Below are 20,917 nucleotides of genomic sequence, written 5' to 3'. Positions count from 1 at the left end.
CTCCTTAATCGACGACATCAGCTGCTCCATAAGTTCCCACACGAATTGCTTGATTCATTGAAGAAGACGATAGAAGCAGCTTTAAGCTCCAAGCTGATAGCTCTTAGCTAATCAGTGACGCTCGAAATTGGGTCTGTAGCTCAGTTGGTTAGAGCGCACCCCTGATAAGGGTGAGGTCGGCAGTTCGAATCTGCCCAGACCCACCAATTTTGTTATGGGGCCATAGCTCAGCTGGGAGAGCGCCTGCCTTGCACGCAGGAGGTCAACGGTTCGATCCCGTTTGGCTCCACCATTAACTGCTTCTGCTGTTAGAGTTTAGAAATGAATATTCTGAAGTGAATATTGATTTCTAGTCTTTGATTAGATCGTTCTTTAAAAATTTGGGTATGTGATAGAAAGATAGACTGAACGTTACTTTCACTGGTAACGGATCAGGCTAAGGTAAAATTTGTGAGTTCTCTTAATTGAGAAATTCGAATTTTCGGCGAATGTTGTCTTCACAGTATAACCAGATTGCTTGGGGTTATATGGTCAAGTGAAGAAGCGCATACGGTGGATGCCTTGGCAGTCAGAGGCGATGAAAGACGTGGTAGCCTGCGAAAAGCTTCGGGGAGTCGGCAAACAGACTTTGATCCGGAGATGTCTGAATGGGGGAACCCAGCCATCATAAGATGGTTATCTTACGCTGAATACATAGGCGTAAGAGGCGAACCAGGGGAACTGAAACATCTAAGTACCCTGAGGAAAAGAAATCAACCGAGATTCCCTTAGTAGTGGCGAGCGAACGGGGACTAGCCCTTAAGTGGCTTTGAGATTAGCGGAACGTTCTGGAAAGTACGGCCATAGTGGGTGATAGCCCTGTACGCGAAAATCTCTTAGTCATGAAATCGAGTAGGACGGAGCACGAGAAACTTTGTCTGAATATGGGGGGACCATCCTCCAAGGCTAAATACTACTGACTGACCGATAGTGAACTAGTACCGTGAGGGAAAGGCGAAAAGAACCCCGGAGAGGGGAGTGAAATAGATCCTGAAACCGTATGCGTACAAGCAGTGGGAGCCCACTTTGTTGGGTGACTGCGTACCTTTTGTATAATGGGTCAGCGACTTATTTTCAGTGGCGAGCTTAACCGAATAGGGGAGGCGTAGCGAAAGCGAGTCTTAATAGGGCGTCTAGTCGCTGGGAATAGACCCGAAACCGGGCGATCTATCCATGGGCAGGTTGAAGGTTGGGTAACACTAACTGGAGGACCGAACCGACTACCGTTGAAAAGTTAGCGGATGACCTGTGGATCGGAGTGAAAGGCTAATCAAGCTCGGAGATAGCTGGTTCTCCTCGAAAGCTATTTAGGTAGCGCCTCATGTATCACTGTAGGGGGTAGAGCACTGTTTCGGCTAGGGGGTCATCCCGACTTACCAAACCGATGCAAACTCCGAATACCTACAAGTGCCGAGCATGGGAGACACACGGCGGGTGCTAACGTCCGTCGTGAAAAGGGAAACAACCCAGACCGTCAGCTAAGGTCCCAAAGTTATGGTTAAGTGGGAAACGATGTGGGAAGGCTTAGACAGCTAGGAGGTTGGCTTAGAAGCAGCCACCCTTTAAAGAAAGCGTAATAGCTCACTAGTCGAGTCGGCCTGCGCGGAAGATGTAACGGGGCTCAAACCATACACCGAAGCTACGGGTATCACGTAAGTGATGCGGTAGAGGAGCGTTCTGTAAGCCTGTGAAGGTGAGTTGAGAAGCTTGCTGGAGGTATCAGAAGTGCGAATGCTGACATGAGTAACGACAATGGGTGTGAAAAACACCCACGCCGAAAGACCAAGGTTTCCTGCGCAACGTTAATCGACGCAGGGTTAGTCGGTCCCTAAGGCGAGGCTGAAAAGCGTAGTCGATGGAAAACAGGTTAATATTCCTGTACTTCTGGTTATTGCGATGGAGGGACGGAGAAGGCTAGGCCAGCTTGGCGTTGGTTGTCCAAGTTTAAGGTGGTAGGCTGGAATCTTAGGTAAATCCGGGATTCTAAGGCCGAGAGCTGATGACGAGTTAACTTTTAGTTAACGAAGTGGTTGATGCCATGCTTCCAAGAAAAGCTTCTAAGCTTCAGGTAACCAGGAACCGTACCCCAAACCGACACAGGTGGTTGGGTAGAGAATACCAAGGCGCTTGAGAGAACTCGGGTGAAGGAACTAGGCAAAATGGCACCGTAACTTCGGGAGAAGGTGCGCCGGTGAGGGTGAAGGACTTGCTCCGTAAGCTCATGCCGGTCGAAGATACCAGGCCGCTGCGACTGTTTATTAAAAACACAGCACTCTGCAAACACGAAAGTGGACGTATAGGGTGTGACGCCTGCCCGGTGCCGGAAGGTTAATTGATGGGGTTAGCTAACGCGAAGCTCTTGATCGAAGCCCCGGTAAACGGCGGCCGTAACTATAACGGTCCTAAGGTAGCGAAATTCCTTGTCGGGTAAGTTCCGACCTGCACGAATGGCGTAACGATGGCGGCGCTGTCTCCACCCGAGACTCAGTGAAATTGAAATCGCTGTGAAGATGCAGTGTATCCGCGGCTAGACGGAAAGACCCCGTGAACCTTTACTATAGCTTTGCACTGGACTTTGAATTTGCTTGTGTAGGATAGGTGGGAGGCTTTGAAGCGTGGACGCCAGTCTGCGTGGAGCCAACCTTGAAATACCACCCTGGCAACTTTGAGGTTCTAACTCAGGTCCGTTATCCGGATCGAGGACAGTGTATGGTGGGTAGTTTGACTGGGGCGGTCTCCTCCTAAAGAGTAACGGAGGAGTACGAAGGTGCGCTCAGACCGGTCGGAAATCGGTCGTAGAGTATAAAGGCAAAAGCGCGCTTGACTGCGAGACAGACACGTCGAGCAGGTACGAAAGTAGGTCTTAGTGATCCGGTGGTTCTGTATGGAAGGGCCATCGCTCAACGGATAAAAGGTACTCCGGGGATAACAGGCTGATACCGCCCAAGAGTTCATATCGACGGCGGTGTTTGGCACCTCGATGTCGGCTCATCACATCCTGGGGCTGAAGCCGGTCCCAAGGGTATGGCTGTTCGCCATTTAAAGTGGTACGCGAGCTGGGTTTAGAACGTCGTGAGACAGTTCGGTCCCTATCTGCCGTGGACGTTTGAGATTTGAGAGGGGCTGCTCCTAGTACGAGAGGACCGGAGTGGACGAACCTCTGGTGTTCCGGTTGTCACGCCAGTGGCATTGCCGGGTAGCTATGTTCGGAATAGATAACCGCTGAAAGCATCTAAGCGGGAAACTAGCCTCAAGATGAGATCTCACTGGGACCTTGAGTCCCCTGAAGGGCCGTCGAAGACTACGACGTTGATAGGTTGGGTGTGTAAGCGCTGTGAGGCGTTGAGCTAACCAATACTAATTGCCCGTGAGGCTTGACCATATAACACCCAAGCAATTTGACTACTCTAACGAGCATCAGATTGCGGTGTGTGAAGACGAGATGAACCGAAAGTTCGACGCTCACAAAACACCGAAAGCTATCACATACCCAATTTGCTGAAGCGAAGCCAACTGGCTACGACTCAGTACCCGAATTTCTTGACGACCATAGAGCATTGGAACCACCTGATCCCATCCCGAACTCAGTAGTGAAACGATGCATCGCCGATGGTAGTGTGGGGTTTCCCCATGTGAGAGTAGGTCATCGTCAAGATTAAATTCCGAAACCCCTGATTGCTAACGCAATCAGGGGTTTTGTTTTGGGCGGTCGAAAACCCAAACCAGTCCAAGGCTGCCGACAAATTTGCACAGTTATTTCTGAACCAGACCATTAGAATAGGCACCTAACCTTTTTTAGAGCTCGAGCCCTATCTATGCCCGATCCGGTTGATACCGTCGAGGTGTCGCAGTTACCACTGGAGGATCTGGTGGCATGCCATGAGTGCGACTTGCTGATGCGCAAACCCGTACTCGCCCTCGGTGAAAAAGCCCAATGCCCGCGTTGCGGTTATGAGCTCTACGCACACCGCCATAACGTGGTTGAGCGAAGCTTGGCCCTGGTGCTGGCGGCACTGTTGCTGTACGTCCCTGCGAACTTTTTACCCATCATGCAGCTCAATCTACTCGGGCAGTCCTCGGAGGACACCGTATGGAGCGGCGTGGTGGGACTGTTCGACACCGGCATGCAAGGAGTAGCGGCTGTGGTGTTCCTGTGCAGTATGGGCATTCCGCTGCTCAAGCTGCTCTGCCAATTGGCTGTGCTGCTCAGTATCCGTTGGAATATCGGCCGCAGTTATGGCCTGCTGCTCTACCGCATTTACCATCACCTGAAGGATTGGGGGATGTTGGAGGTTTACCTGATGGGCGTGCTGGTCGCCATCGTCAAGCTCGCGGACATGGCCTCCATCACCATTGGCCTGGGGCTTGTCTGCTTCGTCAGCTTATTAGTGGTTCAAGTACTGCTGGAGGTGGTGATGTCGCCCCACCAGATCTGGCAAGCACTTTCAGGAGAGGATGATCATGCGGGCGATTGATGCAGGCATTCTGATTTGTACCGAATGCCACGAGCTGAACAAGCAAGAGGCGGATACCGATGAGCAGCTGTGCACCCGTTGCGGTGCGCTGATCCATGCGCGTCGCCCCAATAGCCTTGTGCGTACCTGGGCGTTGCTGATCACTGCAGCAATCCTGTACATCCCGGCCAATCTGTTGCCAATCATGACCATCAACTCCCTCGGCCAGGGTGATCCCAGTACTATCATGGCGGGCGTGATTCAGCTGGTGCAGCATGGAATGTTCCCCATCGCGGCGGTGGTATTTATCGCCAGCATTCTGGTGCCGACGTTCAAGCTGGTGGGCATTGGCTTGTTGCTGTTTTCGGTGCAACGTCACCAACCGCTGTCCGCACAACAACGCATTATCATGTACCGCTTTATCGAATTCATTGGCCGCTGGTCCATGCTGGATATCTTCGTGATCGCCATCCTGGTGGCGGTTGTTAACTTTGGGCGACTTGCCAGTGTCGAGGCCAATCTCGGTGCGGCAGCGTTCGCCAGTGTGGTGATCTTGACGATGCTTGCCGCAGTAACTTTTGATCCCCGACTGATTTGGGATAACACGGAGTCGGACGACGACCATGAGTGATTTGCCTAAAGCTAAAACCCGCCCGGCCTCCAACTGGTCGGCTATTTGGGTGCTTCCCCTGATTGCGCTGATCATCGGCGGCTGGCTGGGATGGCGTGCCTATTCCCAACAGGGCATCGAGATCCAGGTGCGCTTTGAAAGCGGCGAGGGCATCCAGGTCAACAAAACCGAAGTGGTCTACAAAGGCATGACGGTGGGCAAGGTCAAAGCCTTGGCCCTGGATGACGAAGGCAGTAATCGCGGGGTGATCGCCACCATCGAGATGAACAAGGACGTCGAGCAATACCTCAAGACCAACACACGCTTCTGGCTGGTAAAACCCAGCGTCAGCCTCGCCGGTATCACCGGCCTGGAAACCCTGGTCTCGGGTAACTACATTGCCGCCAGCCCTGGCGATGGCGAGCCCACGCGCAAATTCAAGGCGCTCTCCGAAGAGCCGCCGTTATCTGACGCCAAGCCTGGCCTGCACCTGACCCTTAAAGCTGATCGCCTCGGCTCACTGAATCGCGGCAGCCCGGTGTTCTATAAACAGATCCAGGTTGGCCAGGTCAAGAGCTACCTGCTGTCCGAGGACCAGAGCACCGTCGAGATCAAGGTTTATATCGAGCCGACCTACGCCAGCCTGGTGCGCAAACACACGCGTTTCTGGAATGCCAGCGGCATCAGCATCGACGCCAACCTATCCGGTGTAAAAGTGCGTAGCGAATCGCTGTCCAGCATCGTCGCTGGCGGTATCGCGTTCGCCACCCCTGAAAATCGCAAGGATAGCCCGCCGACCGATCCGAGCCTGCCTTTCCGTCTTTATGAGGATTTCGACGCCGCCGCCGCCGGCATCAAGGTCAAGGTCAAGCTCACCGACTTCGAAGGCCTGCAGGCCGGGCGCACTCCGGTCATGTACAAGGGCATTCAGGTCGGCAGCCTGAAAACTCTGAAGATTGACCCGGACCTGTCCAGCGCCCATGCCGAGTTGACCCTTGACCCGCTCGCCGAAGACTACTTGGTGCAAGACACCCAGTTCTGGGTGGTCAAGCCGTCCATCTCCCTGGCCGGCATCACCGGTCTGGAGGCGTTGGTAAAAGGTAACTACATCGCCATCCGCCCCGGCGACAAAGGCAGCGCCCCGCAACGTGAGTACGTCGCCCGCGCCAAAGCGCCGCCGCTGGACCTGCGCTCTCCGGGTCTGCACATGGTGCTGTTCACCGATAACCTCGGCTCGCTGGATGTGGGCAGCCCGATCCTCTACAAACAGGTCAAGGTCGGTTCGGTGCAGAGCTACCAGTTCTCGCGCAAGAACAAGCAACTGGTGATCGGTGTTCACATCGAGAAGGAATACGAAAACCTGGTCAACGGTTCGACGCGTTTCTGGAATGCCAGCGGCGTCACCTTGACCGGCGGCCTCACCGGCGGCATCCAAGTGAAGAGTGAATCCCTGGCCAGCCTGATGGCTGGCGGTATCGCCTTCGAAACCCCGGAACCGAATGTACCGCTTAAAAAGCGTATCCCGCGTTTCCGTCTGTTTGCCGATCGCGAAGCGGCCAACCAGCACGGCACCCTGGTGACCATCAAGGTTGATCGCGCCGACGGCCTGCGCCCTGGCACGCCAGTACGCTTCAAAGGCCTCGACGTGGGCAAAATCGAGAACGTCGACCTCAGCGCCGACATGCAGTCGGTATTGCTCAGCGCCCGGATCACCCAAGTGGCTGATCGCATCGCGCGCAGCGGCAGCCAGTTCTGGGTGGTCAAGCCTGAGCTGGGCCTGATGAAAACCGCGAACCTGGAGACCCTGGTCACCGGCCAATACATCGAAGTGCAGCCCGCCGTGAAAAACGCCGGGCCGCAAAAGAGCTTCGTCGCGTTGGACAAACCACCAGAGGCTGTTCATCAGGAAGAAGGCTTGAGCCTGGTCCTCAGCGCCGCACGCCGTGGTTCGCTGAAGGAAGGCGTGCCCGTCACTTACCGTGAAGTCACTGTAGGCAAAGTCACCGGCTACGAGCTGGGCCAGACCGCCGACCGGGTGTTGGTCCATATCCTGATCGAACCTAAATATGCACCGCTGGTGCGCAGTGGCAGCCGCTTCTGGAATACCAGTGGGTTTGGTTTGGACTTCGGCTTGTTCAAGGGTGCGACGGTGCGCACGGAATCCCTGGAGACGTTGGTGGCCGGTGGTATCGCCTTTGCCACGCCTGATGGCGAGCGGATGGGCAACGCGGCGCGGCCGCAGCAGACGTTCCCGTTGTTCGACAAGTTTGAAGATGAGTGGCTGACCTGGGCGCCTAAGATCCCGCTCGGCAAGTAGACCGAGGCGCTGCCTTCGCGAGCAAGCCCGCTCCCACATTCGACCGCATTCCAGAGATGGAACTCGGTCGAATGTGGGAGCGGGCTTGCTCGCGAAGAGGCCCTGGATAACACCACAAAGGCTCAATAAAAAAGGCCGCGATCCAAACAGATCGCGGCCTTTTTACATTTCAGCGCAGTGGATCAGACCTCATCCAACTCCGGCTCATCCGCCTGCACATTCACCGTCGCCTTCACCACATCATGACGACGGATGTACTTCCAGTCCGCCTCATCAATGTAGATACCATTCGGTCCGCTGCCGCCTTCCAGGTCGATCGCCACCTGGGCGGACACCTGCGGCTTCACACTGGCCAGGATCGGCACAAAGCCCAGCTGCAAACTGGTTTCCAGCAACGCCGCCTGGTTCTTCTCGTCGATGTCCGCCGCCTCATCGAGGTAGTACGGCAAACGCACGCGCCCGGCCTGGTCGCGGTCCATCAGGTGCAGCAACAAATACATGTTGGTCAGCGCCTTGATGGTCATGGTGGTGCCGTTGGACGCCGCGCCGTCGATGTCGGTGTGAATCACCGGCTGGCCATGCACCTTGGTGATTTCGAACGCCAGCTCGAACAAGTCCTTGAGGCCCAACTGGTTATGGTTGGCGGCCACAAGACGGGCCAGGTATTCCTTGGCCTCTTCGTTCTTGTTGTCCTGCTCGGCGCTCTGGCTCAGGTCGAACACCGAGAGGGTTTCGCCTTCTTCATACTGACCGGCACTGTGGATGATCTGGTCGATATGCTTGAGGGCTTCCTTGTTCGGTGCCAGCACGATGCGGAAGCTTTGCAGGTTGGACACCTGACGCTTGTTGATCTCGCGGTTGAACAAGGCCAACTGGTGCTCAAGGCTGTCGTAGTCGCTGCGGATATTGCGCAAGGTCCGCGCAATATCGGTAACCGCTGCACGGCGGGCCTTGCCCAGGGTCAGGGCTTCATCGGTGCGGTGCGCATACGCGTTGATCAGCAGTTGCAGACGACGCTCCACGTCATCCTCGCTATCGAACTTGGCCACGCCCTTGAGGCGCACCTGTGCATACAGCGCCTCAATCTGGCCATCAGCGCGCAGCAAACCTTGCCAGCTGTCCTGATAGTCATTGAGCAGCGGCAACAGGTTGTCCATGGAGTCGTCGACCGGGTCCATGAACGGCGTGCCGAACGGCAAGTCGGCCGGCAACAGCTGACGGCGGCGCAGTGCGTCGTCCAGCGTGCGTTGCTTGGCTTCCATATCGCCGATCTGACGACCGACCAGTTGCAGCTTGGCCGACAACTGCTGGACACGCTCGGTGAAGGCATCACTGGAGCGCTTCAACTCATCTTGCGCAGCTTCCATCTGCGCCAGATTTTCGAGCTTCTCGCCTTCTTCCGCGCTCAGGGTTTGTGCGCGACGGAAGTCTTCCAGCGCTTTCTGCGCATCCAGCACTTGCTGGTACAGCGCTTCGGTCTGGGTCTTGCTCGCCGCACGGTCAGAGGCTACGGCCTGCTGAGTCTTGAGCTGCTTGAGTTCTTTTTCCAGGCGCTCTTTCTGATCGCGCAGCGCCGCGCGGTCAGCCAGTGCCTGCAAGGCCGGTGGCTCGATATGGGAGATGTCGATGGACAGGCCCGGCACTTCAAATTTCTCACCCTTGAAGCCATCAAGGATCTGCTCCAGGGATTTAACCCACTGGCCATCCTCATCCAGCGTGATGCCATGCTCGCCCAGCGGCAAACTGAACAACGAACTGTTGAACAGGCGCATCAGACGCTCGACATCCTGCTGTGAGAATTCTTCACGCAGTTTGGCGTAACTGTTGTTGTCGGCGTGGTCGAGTTGCTGCTTGACCGACTTCAAACGTTTTTCCAGGTCACGCAAGCGCTCATCCAGATCCTCAGCGCTGAACTGTCGGGATTGCGCCAGGGCGCCCGCCAATTCATCGTGGGCATCCTTGGCCGCCAGCAGTTGCTGCTCCAGCACCTTGACGTCATCGACCAGCGCAAAGCGATGCTTGAGCACCGACAGCTCGCCCAGCCAACGCTGGATGCCACTGATCTCGCGCTCCAGGCGCATCAGCTCCTGGGTGCCGCCGCGCTGATCGTTTTGCAGCGCGTCCTGCTCGTTACGATAGTGCTCGGCCTGGATGGTCAGCTCTTCCTTGCGCGCACTGGCGTAGTCCGACCAGGTGCCCAGCAGCGAATCCAGCAAGGGCGACAGGCGATGCAATTTGCCGCGCAATACATCGCGCAAACGCACGCCATTGGCGAGTGCCTCAACCAACGGGCCGGCAGCCACCAGCGAGTTGTAGTCCTGCTCCATGCGCCTTACATCACGGAAGGCTTCTTCGCACGCCGCGATGTAGTCCACGCTGCCGGAACGCAGGCTGTGTTCGAAGGCATCCAGGAACAATTGCTTGAGCTTGGCCGCGGTGATTTCGCGCATGTGCAGCAGGTTGATAAACAGCGCGCGGAAAGTCTTCAGGCTCTGTTCGCTGGTGGAGCGCAGCGGAATCAGGGTCAGGTCCAGCGGGATTGACGTGTGGCCACCGACCAGCAAACGGCGCAGTTCATCGGGCTTGAGTTCGTAGGCTTTCAGGCCTTCGCGTTCAAGGTTGGTGAACAGCTCTTTCTGACGCAGGCAGGTGTCGTTCTTCTGGTAGTGCGCCAGGTCCAGCTTGCCGGCATAGGCAAAGAACTGGTGGCCGAAACCACCGCCCGGGCCGCGCCCGACCACGCCGATCACGTGCGGGCCGTGGGGCAGCGAGACTTCCACGAGGATGTAGCTGGTGTCGGTGGCAAAGTAGAAGCGCCGCGATTGTTCCAGGGTGTACTTGCCGAAACTCATGTCCGACATGCGCGCCAGGATCGGGAACTGCAGGGCGTTGATCGACGCAGATTTACCCAGGTTGTTCGCGCCGTACACCGACAGCGGTTCTTCCAGCGGGAACAAGCCCAGGCTGTAACCGGCGGTGTTCAATAGGGCGAAGCGGCGGATGCCGTAGCGTTCCTTACTCATGCGTCGGTCTCCTGTTCTTCGGCAATGGCGCGGGCCATGGCGTCTTCTTCGCTTTCTTCTTCGAAGTCACTGAGGTCCAGCGGGTCATCGGTTTTCAGCAACTTCTCGTCGCTGTCTTCATCGATGATCACCGGCGCCGGCAATGGCAACACACTGTGTACGCTGGCGGCCAGGTCACGGTCCTGCTGTACCGACAGGCACACATCCAGGAAGCGGTGCATTGGCGGCAGGAAGCGATAGATGCCGTTGTCTTCGCTGGCAAAACCCAGTTGGGTCATGCGGCGCATGATTTTTTCTTCGAGTTCTTCCTGGGTCTGCACTTCGGCCTGGATAAACAGGTCGCGGTATTTTTCCAGCAATGACGGTAACTCATCGCGGCCCAGGCTACCGCCATCGAGCACGGCGATCGGGTCGCGGCCCTGGTCGGCCAGGTGCTCGACGATGATGAAGGTGAACAGCGCCAAACGTTGCGCGGTCTTGTTGACCTGCGCCGCCGCCACGGCAGTGTCCGGCACGAAGTAATAGAAACCGCGTGTGTCACACACCAGCTCAAAACCCAGGGCCTTGAACAGCGTGCGGTACTGGTCCTGGAAATTGGACAACTGCGCGTACAGCTCCGGGTCGCGGCGGCTGACGTGGTAACCCTTGAACAGCTCGCGAAAGATCGGCGCCAGCTGGGACAGTTCGGATAGATCAAGATGCATAAGGCGTGCTCGCAGAATTCTCGGTGGCATCGGTGCCAGCCGGGAGCAGGGCGAATGAGCGCAGGCTGACCTGGTGCTCGTGTGTGTGGTAGTCGCGGCGTTCCAGGCGTTCGCGTTTGAAGCGTTTTTCACGCGAGAGCCGTGAGAACCAGTACAGCAATTCGTCGGTGGCGCCGTCCGGTTCCTGCTCCAGCAACCAGGTCATCAGGTCGGGCATCGGCAACGCGTCTTCGCAGCGCTCGAGCATTTCCTTGACCGTGCGCGGCGCACGTTGGGCTTCGCCCTTGTGGGATTTGTGCGCCTTGGGGAAACGCGCCGGTTTCGGCTCGAAATTGGCCAGGGCATACACGTACGCTTCGACCTGGCTGGCACTGCCCAGGAAGGTGCTTTGCGGGCGGGTAAACATCGGCATTGCGGCCTGCGGCACCGCGTCCAGGCCTTTACGGCGAATGGCCGACAAGGCCAGCGCCGCACCACGGGTCACGGCATTATGGCGGCGCGCTTCTTCGCGCAGCGGCAGCAGCAGTTCGCGGGCATGGCGCAAGGTCAGCTGGGCGCTGGTTTGCATTTCGAGGATGCGCGCGTGGGTGCGCAGCAGCATGTCGTCGTCGACCAGGTGGCCGAGGCGTTGCTGCTCGGTGAGCATGCGCAGTAGCACATTCTCGACCTTGCGCACGCCTTGCTCGAAGGCGCCGTCGGCGTTCACCAGTTGGATCATCGGTTCGACGTACTCGTCCCAGGTCGCCAGTACCTCGGCGTAACGCTGGCGCAACGGGATCTGCCGGTCGCTGGTCTTGGCGCGGTCGGCCACGGCAGCCAGGGCCTGTTCGTCGTTGGCGAGTTTTTTCAGCACGTCCCGCACGCGCATATCCAGCAAGCGCAGTTGGCGGGCCAGGTCGTGGCCATCACGGATGTCGAAGGCGTCCTGGATATAACCTGCCAGGCGCTCGAGGTGGCGCAGGTAGGCTTCGATTTCCAGGCACAGGCCAAGCCGGTGCTCCTTGCGAAGATAGGCGAGAAAGTCGTGGATCTGTGCGTTGAGCTCGAAACGGTTCGGGCTCTTGGCGACAGGTACCAGGATATCCAGGCGAATCCACACGTCCAGCAGGCTGGTGATGTCCTGTGGCGTGCTGTCCAGTTGTTGGGCCGCCAGTTGTGCGCGCAGCTCGCCCAGGCTCAAGGTGCCTTGGTCGAAGTGTTCGCACAGTGGCTCAAGCAAGGCCCAGTGTTCGGCGAGGGCGCGCAAGACGCGCTTGGGTTCGATCATCGGAATGGCCGGCTGGTTGGCGATTAAAAGTCGCGATTGTACTGCATCAGGCGCGGGATTTATCCACAGCCGGTCAGTGCGCAGTGGGCGATTGTTACCGAACAGCGGTAGAATCCCCGCTCTTTAGTTATCCACAAGTGGCCGAGCTGTGCTTATCGAGTCCCGACGTCGCGCTTACTTGACCGCCATGCAGGTGGTCAACTGGCTGCCCCGCACCGAACTGCCGTTTGCCGCCCCGTCGCGGCCCGAGCTGCTGCAGGCGCTTGAGCCCTATGAGGCATTCGAGGTATCGGGCGAGGAAGCCGCTACGCCGGTGGCGGTGGCCAAGCCTGCGCCCGAAGCGCGTCCAACGGTGGAGCGGGCCAAGGTTGAAGTGCCGCGTCCATCGCCGGTGGCCAAACCTGTGGCGGCCGAAGCGCCAGCGCCGGTGGTCAAGGCCCCAGTGGTGCCGCCGCCACGCTTCGCCCTGCAATTGCTGCGGGCCGGGCGCTGCCTGCTGTTGGTGGAACTGCCCACGGGCGAACGTTTCCAGACCCGCGACCCGGCCTACATGCTGCTAAAAGACATGCTGCGCGCCGCCGGCCTGCCCGACAGCCCGCAAATCGTCGGCGACCCCGTGCGCTGGCCGCTGCTGGTGCGCGGCAACATGGACCAGGGCCCGGAAGCTGCACGGGATTTTGTTCAAGGTTTTGTCTCGGCGCGCCTGGAAGACGAACCCTGCGTATGCCTGTGGCTGATCGGCCTGCCCGCCGTGCGTTTTGCCGGTGAGGCGAATGCCGAAGCCTGGTACCGCGAGCTGCAGGTCGAAGGCCTGGGCTCGGTATGGGCCTTGCCGGGTCTGGAATTATTAATGGAAGAGCCACAGCGTAAGGCTGATGTCTGGCAAGCCATGCGCCGGCTGATGGCGCGCTGGAAAAGTACCGATGAGTGAAGCTTTATCCTTTCGCCCGATGACCGAGGCGGACCTCGATGCAGTACTTAAGATTGAATACGCGGCGTTCAGCCATCCGTGGACCCGTGGGATTTTTCTCGATGGGCTGGGCAAGTACCAGATCTGGCTGATGTTCGAAGGTGAGCAGCAGGTGGGCCACGGTGTGGTGCAGATCATCCTCGATGAAGCGCACTTGCTGAATATCACCGTCAAGCCGGAAAACCAGGGCCGAGGCCTGGGGTTGGCGCTGCTGGAGCACCTGATGTCCCGCGCTTACGCCGCCAGTGCGCGTGAGTGCTTCCTGGAAGTGCGTGACAGCAATACCGGCGCATTCCGGCTGTATGAGCGCTACGGTTTCAACGAAATTGGCCGTCGGCGCGATTACTACCCAGCCGTAGGTGGGCGCGAAGATGCAGTTGTGATGGCTTGTACCTTAGTTGACTGAACGCTGAACCTCTGTGGGAGCGGGCTTGCTCGCGAATGCGGTGTGTCAGTCGATATATCTTTAACTGATCCACCGCATTCGCGAGCAAGCCCGCTCCCACATTTTGAACTGTGTGGTGTCAGCGGTTACCGTCTATCGGGTCAATATCCGCCAGCTCGGCCTCATCCAACCCATTCCCGCCGCCAATCTCATCTTCATCCACAATGCTCAAGTCATAATCCGCCGGATTATCCTCACCGGCTTCATGGGCGTCCCGCGCGCCATCTTCATGGATCAGCGTTTCCGGGCTCATGTCATCATCCGTGGACTCATGATCATCGGTCGAAGCCCCGGTCATGCCAGCTTCGCGTACCCGTTCGTCGGGCATCAGGTGTTCGCGCTCACGGCGCGGCAGTTCATCGCCGATTTCCGCCGTCGGCTCTTGCTCGTCAAAGTCCAGCTCGCGCATCTCACCCATGCGGTCTTCATTGTCATCAATCGGTTCCGGCTGTGTAGCGCCGTAGGGACGTCGTGATTCAGTCATGGCCAATCCTCATACTGTGGGGCTTATAGTGTGTGGACAGGCACGGCTCCCCAAAGATTCAAGCTAATTGCGCCTGGGCGTGACCCGGACGAGCGGTTGTCTGTCACAAAGCTGCGCATCATTCCTGAGGCTTTCCCTGATGAACGAACTACAAGACCTGCTTGATAACAACGAACGCTGGGCGGATGCGATCAAACAGGAAGATCCCGAATTCTTCGCCAAGCTCGCCCGCCAGCAAACCCCGGAGTACCTGTGGATCGGCTGCTCCGACGCGCGTGTACCGGCCAACGAAATCGTCGGCATGCTGCCCGGCGACCTGTTTGTGCACCGCAACGTGGCCAACGTGGTGCTGCACACCGACCTCAATTGCCTGTCGGTGATCCAGTACGCGGTGGACGTGCTCAAGGTCAAACACATCCTCGTCACCGGCCACTATGGCTGCGGTGGCGTGCGTGCGTCGATGCAGGACCGCCAGTTCGGCCTGATCGACGGTTGGCTGCGCACTATTCGCGACCTTTATTACGAAAACCGCGAAGTGCTGGCCCAACTGCCCACCGAGGAGGAACGAGTGGACCGCATGTGCGAGCTGAACGTGATTCAGCAAGTCGCCAACGTCGGCCACACCAGCATTGTGCAAAACGCCTGGCACCGAGGGCAGAGCCTGTCGATTCACGGCTGCATCTACGGCATCAAGGATGGCCGCTGGAAGAGCTTGAACACTACCATCAGTGGCTTCGAGCAACTGCCGCCGCAATATCGCCTGCGCCCACTGGGCGAAGCCTAAGGCCGTTTGCGCAGGCGCCATTGGGTCATGAACGCCTGGCCTTCGGCGTTCAATGGCTCCTTGGCGCCGGTGATCCAGCCCCGGCAGTTCAGCTCGCCGCATCGGCAGGCGAACTGCCGGAATAGCGCATCCTCGGTGGTGGCGTAATCCATCGTCAGCAAGGTGCCGGCCGCAATAGGTTGCACGGTCCAGACCTCCAGGTACGTGGCATCGAAAAACACGTTCGGATTGCACGAGTGCAACATCAGACGGGTGAACCACGGGTCATACAGGTGAATGCGTGACGAGAGCTGCAAGGTGTGCGCACGTCGCTCGCTCAAGGCGTAGCCGGACACTCTGGCAATGCGCACGCGGCTGTCAAAGGCGACGCGTGCCTTGAGTGCGGCCCCCATTCCATTTGCATCGCGTACGACCTGGAAGTGCCGGGTCGTGGGGTAGCCCTGTTCAACGAGTACCGTCTTGAAGGGGTAGAGGCAGCTACTCACAGCGGTTTTAGCCTTATCCATGGCTTGAGTTTTCATAACTCTCCTGGCCTAGGCTGCATTGACCTGCGATGGGGTCTGACTTCCAGTCTTGCAGCGGATGGGTGCCGTCCAAGACTCGCTGAAGTTGTAGCCGATTTCTACTGTCAGATCTGACAGTAGAAATCGGTTATATTTTGTACGATTTACAGCGCTGGGGCTGTAACAGCGGGGAGTGGGGCGGGGTCTTTCAGCTGTTTCAACTGTGCCTTGATGGGCGGGGTGGCGCATTTGGCGTTGGCTTGCTCCGGGGTCAGGTTGCGCACCGAGGTGTAGAACAGCTCACAGGTCTGCTCCTTGCGCGTGACTTGCCAGGTGTTCATGCACGCCTTGAGCAATACATTTGGGTCACTGGCAGGTTTCTGGCCCATGCCGGCTTGCCAGCAGGCGGCACTCAAGTCTTGCCCCATCACTTTCAAACCGGCCTCATCGGCTTTTTGTTCATTGCCGTCATAGCTGGCCGGATCTGCCGCATACCAGATATAGCTCGGGTGGTTGGAGCCCAGTACCGACACGGTTTTACCGGCAATCGGGCTGATCTGCGCCAGACCCAGCACGGCCACGGTCTGGCCGTACTGTTGTTTGATCCAGTTACGCACCGGTGCGCCGAATGCGACCATCGGCAATGAGCCGTTGGCGTGCAGGCTCAGCTCCTTGACCATGCGCGTCTGGTAGTCGGCGAAGTAGCTGTAGACGTTTTCCAGGTCCTTGCCCGCATTGGACGGCGCGGCGATCGGCGCAATATCGATGATGGTCTGATAGGCCGGGGTTTCCGTGGCCGGGATGCCATTGTCCGTGAGCAAGGCGGCCCAGCGGTCAGTGGTGGCCGACTCCAGGTAATCCTGGGCCTGGGTCAGCGAGTAGTCCGGCGGGAAGTGCAGCAGTTCGATGCTCTTGCGGTTTTCCAGGGCCATGCCCAGCGGCAGGAACAAGTACCAGTTGTAGGCCCACTTGCCGTCGCTGTTGAGTTTGCTGGCGCCTTGATAGGCCAGGTCGGCGGTGTTGAGCAACGTGGTCAGGGGCTGGCCGTAGTGCTCGGGCACGCCGCTGAAAGTGGCTGAAACCTGGCCGTCGTGGGTTTTCACACTGACCTTGGCACGGCTGTACCCGTCGCGCTGCAAGCTCTGGTTCAAATAGTGCTCGGCGGTTTGCTCCAGCGTCCATGGCCGAAAGCAGATGACGTTGCAGTTATTGGGGAAAGCGAACAGTTGGGTGACGCGTTGCGTGCTGCCCAGTGGTACTTCGATGTCGGCCTGTACGACCGCACTGGCCAGCAGTGCGGCCAGGGTGAAGGACAGCCTGGTCGGTTTAAACATAGTTGGTTCCTTGTCAGCGAAAGCCCGTCTGCGCGGGGTGAAAGCCCACTTGCACACAGTAGCGGTTGACCAGGAAAACCGCGTGCTAAATCGCCAGGCATGTCGCTATTGGATAAGAAAACCTACCGGTTGAACTGCAAGGCGTTGCTCAAATCGCCCATGGGCTTCTGGCCGCGCGCGATCATCGCGTCATCGCGCTGCTTGAGGCCGTCCAGTGTCTCCAGCTGGAACACGCGGGTGATCAAACGCAGGATCGACGCGGTGTCGTAAACCGTATGGTCCACCGTACCTTTGCGTGCAAACGGCGACACTACCAACGCCGGAATCCGTGTGCCCGGGCCCCAGCGGTCGCCCTTGGGCGGTGCCACGTGGTCCCACCAGCCGCCGTTTTCGTCGACCGTGACTACCACCACCATGTTTTTCCATTGCGGGCTTTCTTGCAGCACTTTCAAGGCGCGGGCGATATGGCGGTCGCCCGAGGCCACATCGGCGTAGCCCGCGTGCATGTTCAGGTTGCCCTGGGGCTTGTAGAACGTCACGGCGGGCAGCTTGCCGGCCTGGGCATCGGCGAAGAACTTGTTGGTACCCGAGTCATCGCCCAAACCGCCGTCACGCAGGCGTTTGTCACGCTCGGTGCGGTTTTGCGGGCCTTGTTGCTTGAAGTAGTTGAACGGCTGGTGGTGATACTGGAAGTTCGGAATTTTCGGGATACCGCCCGAGTCCTTGAACTGGTCCAGGGTCGCCTGCCAGGCACCGGCATACCAGGCCCAATCGACGTTCTTTTTCGACAGTTTGTCGCCGATATGCTCGTGGGTTTGCGGCACCAGCACGTTGGGCAGATCGGGCTTGGAGTAGTCCGGGTTTTCCGGGTCGCGAATCCACGTCGGCCAGTACGGCGGCGCCAGGGTGTTCACGCCGTAGCCGTCCGGCGTCAAGGCACTGGGGCCGAACTGCGGCGGGCCGGTCATGGCGCTGGCTGGCGACTTGTCCAGCGGCTTGAGGCGCGGGTCGGTGGGGTCATCGCTTTGCAGCGTGGCGATCTGCGCCTTGGCCACCGATTGCGCTGCATTCGGATAAAACGGCGCGGTGGCGCTGATCAGGTACTGGTGGTTGAGGAACGAGCCACCGAAAGCGCCCTGGAAGAAGTTGTCGCACAGCACAAACTCCTTGGCCACATCCCACAGGCGCAGGGAATAACGGCTCTGCGCGTAGTAACCCATCACCAGGCCGCCGGAGTCGGCCCAGGCCACAAAGTTGTCGTTCTTGCCGCCGTTGATCTGCATCTGGTTCTGGTAGAACACGTGCCACAAATCGCGAGTGACCAGGCTCAGCGGCAAGTCTTCGGCATTCGGGCCTTTGAGCGCAAATGGCGCATTGGGCAGGTTTTCCTGGTATTGCACTTCGCTGGGGTAAGTCACCCCATCCACGCTTTGCGGGCCGACTTGCAAGACGCCGCCCCAGGCCGGTGGCAGGGTGCTGAGCAGGCTGCCATCACGGTCCCGCTGCTGCACGTCGGCAGCGGAGAGCGCCGACAGTGGTTTCTCCACGCCAGGGAAGTCTGCAAACAGGTTGTTGAAGCTGCGGTTCTCGGCGTAAATCACCACCACCGTCTTCACCTGTTCGTGCAAGGCCTTGTCCAGCTCCTGCGGCGTCAGCGGTCGCGCCTCTGGCTTGCCCGCAGGCTCGCTGGTATTGCCGCAAGCACTCAAGGTCGCGCCAACCCCCAGCACCGCCGCGCCCCCGAGGAAACGCCGACGGCTGGTGTCCACGGGCGGCTGGGTTACGGAATCGGGAGAAGGGCTGTCTTCGTGCTCGTCACTCATTGCTGGGCGTTCCTGCTGGCTGATTGTTGCAAGATATTTCGCAGGACGGTAGCAATGCAATGTGACCGAACGAAGACAGCGGTTTGAACGCTAAGGGCGATTACAACAAGTGCAGTGCCAACTGGCTACCCGCGCGCAAGTACTCCACCTGAGCCGTCAGCGCATCCTTGACGATGGCCTCGCCCGTGTCGGTCAGCTCGGCTTTTTTTGCCTCGATGACCGTGGTTTGCAAAAGCTGCATGGCCACGTCCATCACTTTTTGGAAGGCTGTGACGTTATTGTGCAGGCCAAACTCGTTGACGACGGCAGCCATACGCCGATCGGCATCGTCTCGCAGAGACTTGTACTCGACGAACGATACGCGGTCGTCCTTGTAAATATCATTGATCAACTCTTCCAGCGATTTGGACAGCGGCGTCATCGGATTTTCCTTGGCGTGTTGTGAGTGGTAAGCCAAGGCAGGTTAATCAAAGGCGTGGGTGAGAGAAGTCAGAGGCTGTCACTGCAATGAGTGGGAAAGCCCGATACATCTGGCCAGGGAGTTAGCAATGCAATGTGACGCAATGACGAGGTTGATGTAAGAAATCGGGCATGTATACACACACCTTGGCACTGCTAAACTGCTTCAATAATGGATGCCACCGAGGTGAACCGTGAAACCTTCAATCGCCCTTGATCTAAAACGGGCCGCCGTCAGAGAGGTGGTGGGGCGTTTCCGTATCTCAAATCCAAGGGTGTTTGGGTCTGTATTGCTGGGTACCGATCAAGAAGGTAGCGACCTTGATCTGCTGGTAGATGCTCCGCCGGGGACCACGCTTTTTGATCTTGGTGGATTGCAGGTAGAGCTGGAGGATCTGCTCGGGGTCAATGTGGACCTGCTGACGCCTGGCGATTTACCACTGAAGTTTTGCGCAAAAGTGTTGGCTGAGGCACGCCCGGTATGACCGCAAGGCGCCTCGATATCAACCTTCATGGATGCATTGCCTGATCTATTGCATCGCCTTTCTGTGGTTCCAGCCTGACTGCGCCTGTGCAACAAGCGCAGTCAGGGTCGTTTAAGGCATCACCGGCGGCAAATACTTCAACGTCGTCCCCAACGCCCACAGCAGGAACAACACCAGCGGCGTGTGCACCAGCAACTGCACAAACGAAAATCCGATCAGATCCCGCGCCTTCAGCCCCAGCACGCCCAGCAGCGGCAGCATATAAAACGGGTTGATCAAATTCGGCAGCGCCTCAGCGGCGTTATAGATCTGCACCGCCCAGCCCAGGTGGTATTGCAGGTCATTGGCCACTTGCATCACGTAAGGCGCTTCAATAATCCATTTGCCACCGCCCGACGGGATAAAGAAGCCCAGCACGGCCGAGTACACGCCCATCAACAGCGCGTAGGTGTCGTGGGAGGCGATGGAGGTGAAGAACAACGAGATATGGTGCGCCAGGGTCTGGCCGTCACCGCCTTTCACCACAGTCATCAGCGCGGCGATCGAGCCGTACAACGGAAACTGGATCAGCACGCCCGTGGTGGTCGGCACTGCACGTGCCACTGCATCCAGGAAGCTGCGCGGGCGCCAGTGCAGCAGCGCGCCGACCATGATGAACAGGAAGTTATAGGTGTTGAGCCCCGAAATCGCGCTGATCGCAGGTTTGGTCGAGAACTCATGGAACAACCAGCCAGCCGCCAGCAAGGCCAGCAGGATAGTCAGCAGCGGGCTGTGTTCCAGCCATTCGCCCGGACGCGTCGGCGGTTGTGGTTTAGGCATATTGAAGGCTGGGTCGACACCACAGGCCTTGGCATCACGCGCACTATTGGGGCCGGGCGCAGTGGCGTAGGCGATGATCAGGGACACCACGATCAGTGCCAGCAACAGCACGCCCGATTGCCACAAGAAGATGGTCTCGGTGAACGGGATCATCCCGGTGATCGACAGGATCGACGGCGGCAAACTGGCCGGGTTGGCCTGCAACTGCGCCGCTGAAGACGACAGCCCCAATGCCCACACCGCGCCCAGGCCTAAATAGGCGGCAGCACCGGCAGCGCGGTAATCCATGCGCAAATCCGTGCGACGGGCCAGTGCGCGTACCAATAAGCCACCGAACACCAGGGACAAGCCCCAGTTGAGCAAAGACGCGACCATGGAAATCAACGCGACCCATGCC

The 20,917-nt window shown here is 58.2% G+C and carries 16 protein-coding genes, 2 tRNA genes and 2 rRNA genes; 11 read left to right on the top strand and 9 right to left on the bottom strand.

Features of this window, described 5'->3' with window-relative positions; translation table 11 throughout:
* Positions 1–129 precede the first annotated feature (129 nt).
* The 7 genes from K0H48_RS24490 (at position 130) to K0H48_RS24460 (ending at position 7,420) form a co-directional block, all read left to right on the top strand.
* Positions 130–206, top strand: a tRNA-Ile gene (locus K0H48_RS24490).
* Between the two features lie 10 nt (positions 207–216).
* A tRNA-Ala gene (locus K0H48_RS24485) sits at positions 217–292 on the top strand.
* A 237-nt stretch (positions 293–529) separates the two neighbouring features.
* A 23S ribosomal RNA gene (locus tag K0H48_RS24480) occupies positions 530–3,421 on the top strand.
* Positions 3,422–3,578: 157 nt separating this feature from the next.
* Positions 3,579–3,694, top strand: a 5S ribosomal RNA gene (gene rrf, locus K0H48_RS24475).
* Between the two features lie 160 nt (positions 3,695–3,854).
* Positions 3,855–4,514 carry a paraquat-inducible protein A gene (locus tag K0H48_RS24470; protein WP_138816987.1) on the top strand — a complete coding sequence of 220 codons (660 nt, stop codon included), beginning with the start codon at positions 3,855–3,857 and terminating at the stop codon, positions 4,512–4,514.
* Positions 4,501–5,124, top strand: coding sequence for a paraquat-inducible protein A (locus K0H48_RS24465; RefSeq protein ID WP_017134539.1), 624 nt, complete (start codon positions 4,501–4,503; stop codon positions 5,122–5,124). The genes K0H48_RS24470 and K0H48_RS24465 overlap by 14 nt, the downstream gene beginning before the upstream one ends.
* On the top strand, positions 5,117–7,420 hold the full coding sequence (locus K0H48_RS24460) for a PqiB family protein (protein ID WP_219269486.1): 2,304 nt from the start codon (positions 5,117–5,119) through the stop codon (positions 7,418–7,420). The genes K0H48_RS24465 and K0H48_RS24460 overlap by 8 nt, the downstream gene beginning before the upstream one ends.
* 182 nt (positions 7,421–7,602) lie before the next feature.
* Here the strand turns inward: K0H48_RS24460 and mksF are convergent, their stop codons facing one another.
* Genes mksF through mksB form a run of 3 tightly spaced genes read right to left on the bottom strand, consistent with a single transcriptional unit; the run spans position 7,603 to position 12,414 of the window.
* Positions 7,603–10,443, bottom strand: a complete 2,841-nt coding sequence (gene mksF, locus K0H48_RS24455; RefSeq protein ID WP_056859191.1) for an Mks condensin complex protein MksF — start codon at positions 10,441–10,443, stop codon at positions 7,603–7,605.
* Positions 10,440–11,147 carry an Mks condensin complex protein MksE gene (gene mksE, locus K0H48_RS24450; protein WP_056859190.1) on the bottom strand — a complete coding sequence of 236 codons (708 nt, stop codon included), beginning with the start codon at positions 11,145–11,147 and terminating at the stop codon, positions 10,440–10,442. Before mksE ends, mksF begins: the two co-directional genes overlap by 4 nt.
* Positions 11,137–12,414, bottom strand: coding sequence for an Mks condensin complex protein MksB (mksB, locus tag K0H48_RS24445; RefSeq protein ID WP_017134535.1), 1,278 nt, complete (start codon positions 12,412–12,414; stop codon positions 11,137–11,139). Before mksB ends, mksE begins: the two co-directional genes overlap by 11 nt.
* A 187-nt stretch (positions 12,415–12,601) precedes the next feature.
* Between mksB and K0H48_RS24440 the strand changes: the two genes are divergently transcribed.
* Positions 12,602–13,345, top strand: a complete 744-nt coding sequence (locus tag K0H48_RS24440; protein ID WP_219337602.1) for an energy transducer TonB — start codon at positions 12,602–12,604, stop codon at positions 13,343–13,345.
* Positions 13,338–13,790, top strand: a complete 453-nt coding sequence (rimI, locus tag K0H48_RS24435) for a ribosomal protein S18-alanine N-acetyltransferase (RefSeq protein WP_005784514.1) — start codon at positions 13,338–13,340, stop codon at positions 13,788–13,790. The genes K0H48_RS24440 and rimI overlap by 8 nt, the downstream gene beginning before the upstream one ends.
* Before the next feature lie 118 nt (positions 13,791–13,908).
* Here rimI and K0H48_RS24430 read toward each other — a convergent pair whose 3' ends face one another.
* Complete coding sequence (locus K0H48_RS24430; RefSeq protein ID WP_138816984.1) at positions 13,909–14,313, bottom strand: serine kinase/phosphatase; 405 nt, start codon at positions 14,311–14,313, stop codon at positions 13,909–13,911.
* Between the two features lie 139 nt (positions 14,314–14,452).
* Between K0H48_RS24430 and can the strand changes: the two genes are divergently transcribed.
* Positions 14,453–15,097 (top strand): carbonate dehydratase, encoded by a 645-nt coding sequence (gene can / locus K0H48_RS24425; protein ID WP_017134532.1) that lies wholly within the window; start codon positions 14,453–14,455, stop codon positions 15,095–15,097.
* Here the strand turns inward: can and K0H48_RS24420 are convergent.
* From K0H48_RS24420 to K0H48_RS24405, 4 genes are all read right to left on the bottom strand, one after another.
* A complete protein-coding gene (locus tag K0H48_RS24420) occupies positions 15,094–15,618 on the bottom strand; it encodes an SET domain-containing protein-lysine N-methyltransferase (RefSeq protein WP_219269485.1) in 525 nt (174 codons plus the stop codon). The two genes, can and K0H48_RS24420, sit on opposite strands and share 4 nt — an antisense overlap.
* 146 nt (positions 15,619–15,764) lie before the next feature.
* A complete protein-coding gene (locus K0H48_RS24415; protein WP_219269484.1) occupies positions 15,765–16,934 on the bottom strand; it encodes a hypothetical protein in 1,170 nt (389 codons plus the stop codon).
* A gap of 122 nt (positions 16,935–17,056) precedes the next feature.
* A complete protein-coding gene (gene acpA, locus K0H48_RS24410; protein WP_219269483.1) occupies positions 17,057–18,757 on the bottom strand; it encodes an acid phosphatase in 1,701 nt (566 codons plus the stop codon).
* A gap of 100 nt (positions 18,758–18,857) precedes the next feature.
* Positions 18,858–19,178, bottom strand: a complete 321-nt coding sequence (locus K0H48_RS24405) for a hypothetical protein (protein ID WP_219269482.1) — start codon at positions 19,176–19,178, stop codon at positions 18,858–18,860.
* Positions 19,179–19,410: 232 nt separating this feature from the next.
* Here K0H48_RS24405 and K0H48_RS24400 point away from each other — a divergent pair, with 232 nt between their 5' ends.
* On the top strand, positions 19,411–19,701 hold the full coding sequence (locus tag K0H48_RS24400) for a nucleotidyltransferase family protein (protein WP_219269481.1): 291 nt from the start codon (positions 19,411–19,413) through the stop codon (positions 19,699–19,701).
* Between the two features lie 111 nt (positions 19,702–19,812).
* Here the strand turns inward: K0H48_RS24400 and K0H48_RS24395 are convergent.
* Positions 19,813–20,917 (bottom strand): TIGR00366 family protein (locus tag K0H48_RS24395; RefSeq protein ID WP_219269480.1); only part of this gene is annotated, 1,105 nt, incomplete at its 5' end.

The sequence above is a fragment of the Pseudomonas sp. Xaverov 259 genome (assembly GCF_019352915.1).
Classification (GTDB): Bacteria; Pseudomonadota; Gammaproteobacteria; order Pseudomonadales; family Pseudomonadaceae; genus Aquipseudomonas.
Note: the sequence above shows the minus strand (reverse complement) of the source record. Positions and strands in the feature narration are given on the sequence as shown.

Coding starts and splice junctions, on each gene's coding strand:
- K0H48_RS24470 (WP_138816987.1), top strand. CDS start 3,855: ATGCCCGATCCGGTTGATACCGTCGAGGTGTCGCAGTTACCACTGGAG.
- K0H48_RS24465 (WP_017134539.1), top strand. CDS start 4,501: ATGCGGGCGATTGATGCAGGCATTCTGATTTGTACCGAATGCCACGAG.
- K0H48_RS24460 (WP_219269486.1), top strand. CDS start 5,117: ATGAGTGATTTGCCTAAAGCTAAAACCCGCCCGGCCTCCAACTGGTCG.
- mksF (WP_056859191.1), bottom strand. CDS start 10,443: ATGAGTAAGGAACGCTACGGCATCCGCCGCTTCGCCCTATTGAACACC.
- mksE (WP_056859190.1), bottom strand. CDS start 11,147: ATGCATCTTGATCTATCCGAACTGTCCCAGCTGGCGCCGATCTTTCGC.
- mksB (WP_017134535.1), bottom strand. CDS start 12,414: ATGATCGAACCCAAGCGCGTCTTGCGCGCCCTCGCCGAACACTGGGCC.
- K0H48_RS24440 (WP_219337602.1), top strand. CDS start 12,602: ATGCAGGTGGTCAACTGGCTGCCCCGCACCGAACTGCCGTTTGCCGCC.
- rimI (WP_005784514.1), top strand. CDS start 13,338: ATGAGTGAAGCTTTATCCTTTCGCCCGATGACCGAGGCGGACCTCGAT.
- K0H48_RS24430 (WP_138816984.1), bottom strand. CDS start 14,313: ATGACTGAATCACGACGTCCCTACGGCGCTACACAGCCGGAACCGATT.
- can (WP_017134532.1), top strand. CDS start 14,453: ATGAACGAACTACAAGACCTGCTTGATAACAACGAACGCTGGGCGGAT.
- K0H48_RS24420 (WP_219269485.1), bottom strand. CDS start 15,618: ATGAAAACTCAAGCCATGGATAAGGCTAAAACCGCTGTGAGTAGCTGC.
- K0H48_RS24415 (WP_219269484.1), bottom strand. CDS start 16,934: ATGTTTAAACCGACCAGGCTGTCCTTCACCCTGGCCGCACTGCTGGCC.
- acpA (WP_219269483.1), bottom strand. CDS start 18,757: ATGAGTGACGAGCACGAAGACAGCCCTTCTCCCGATTCCGTAACCCAG.
- K0H48_RS24405 (WP_219269482.1), bottom strand. CDS start 19,178: ATGACGCCGCTGTCCAAATCGCTGGAAGAGTTGATCAATGATATTTAC.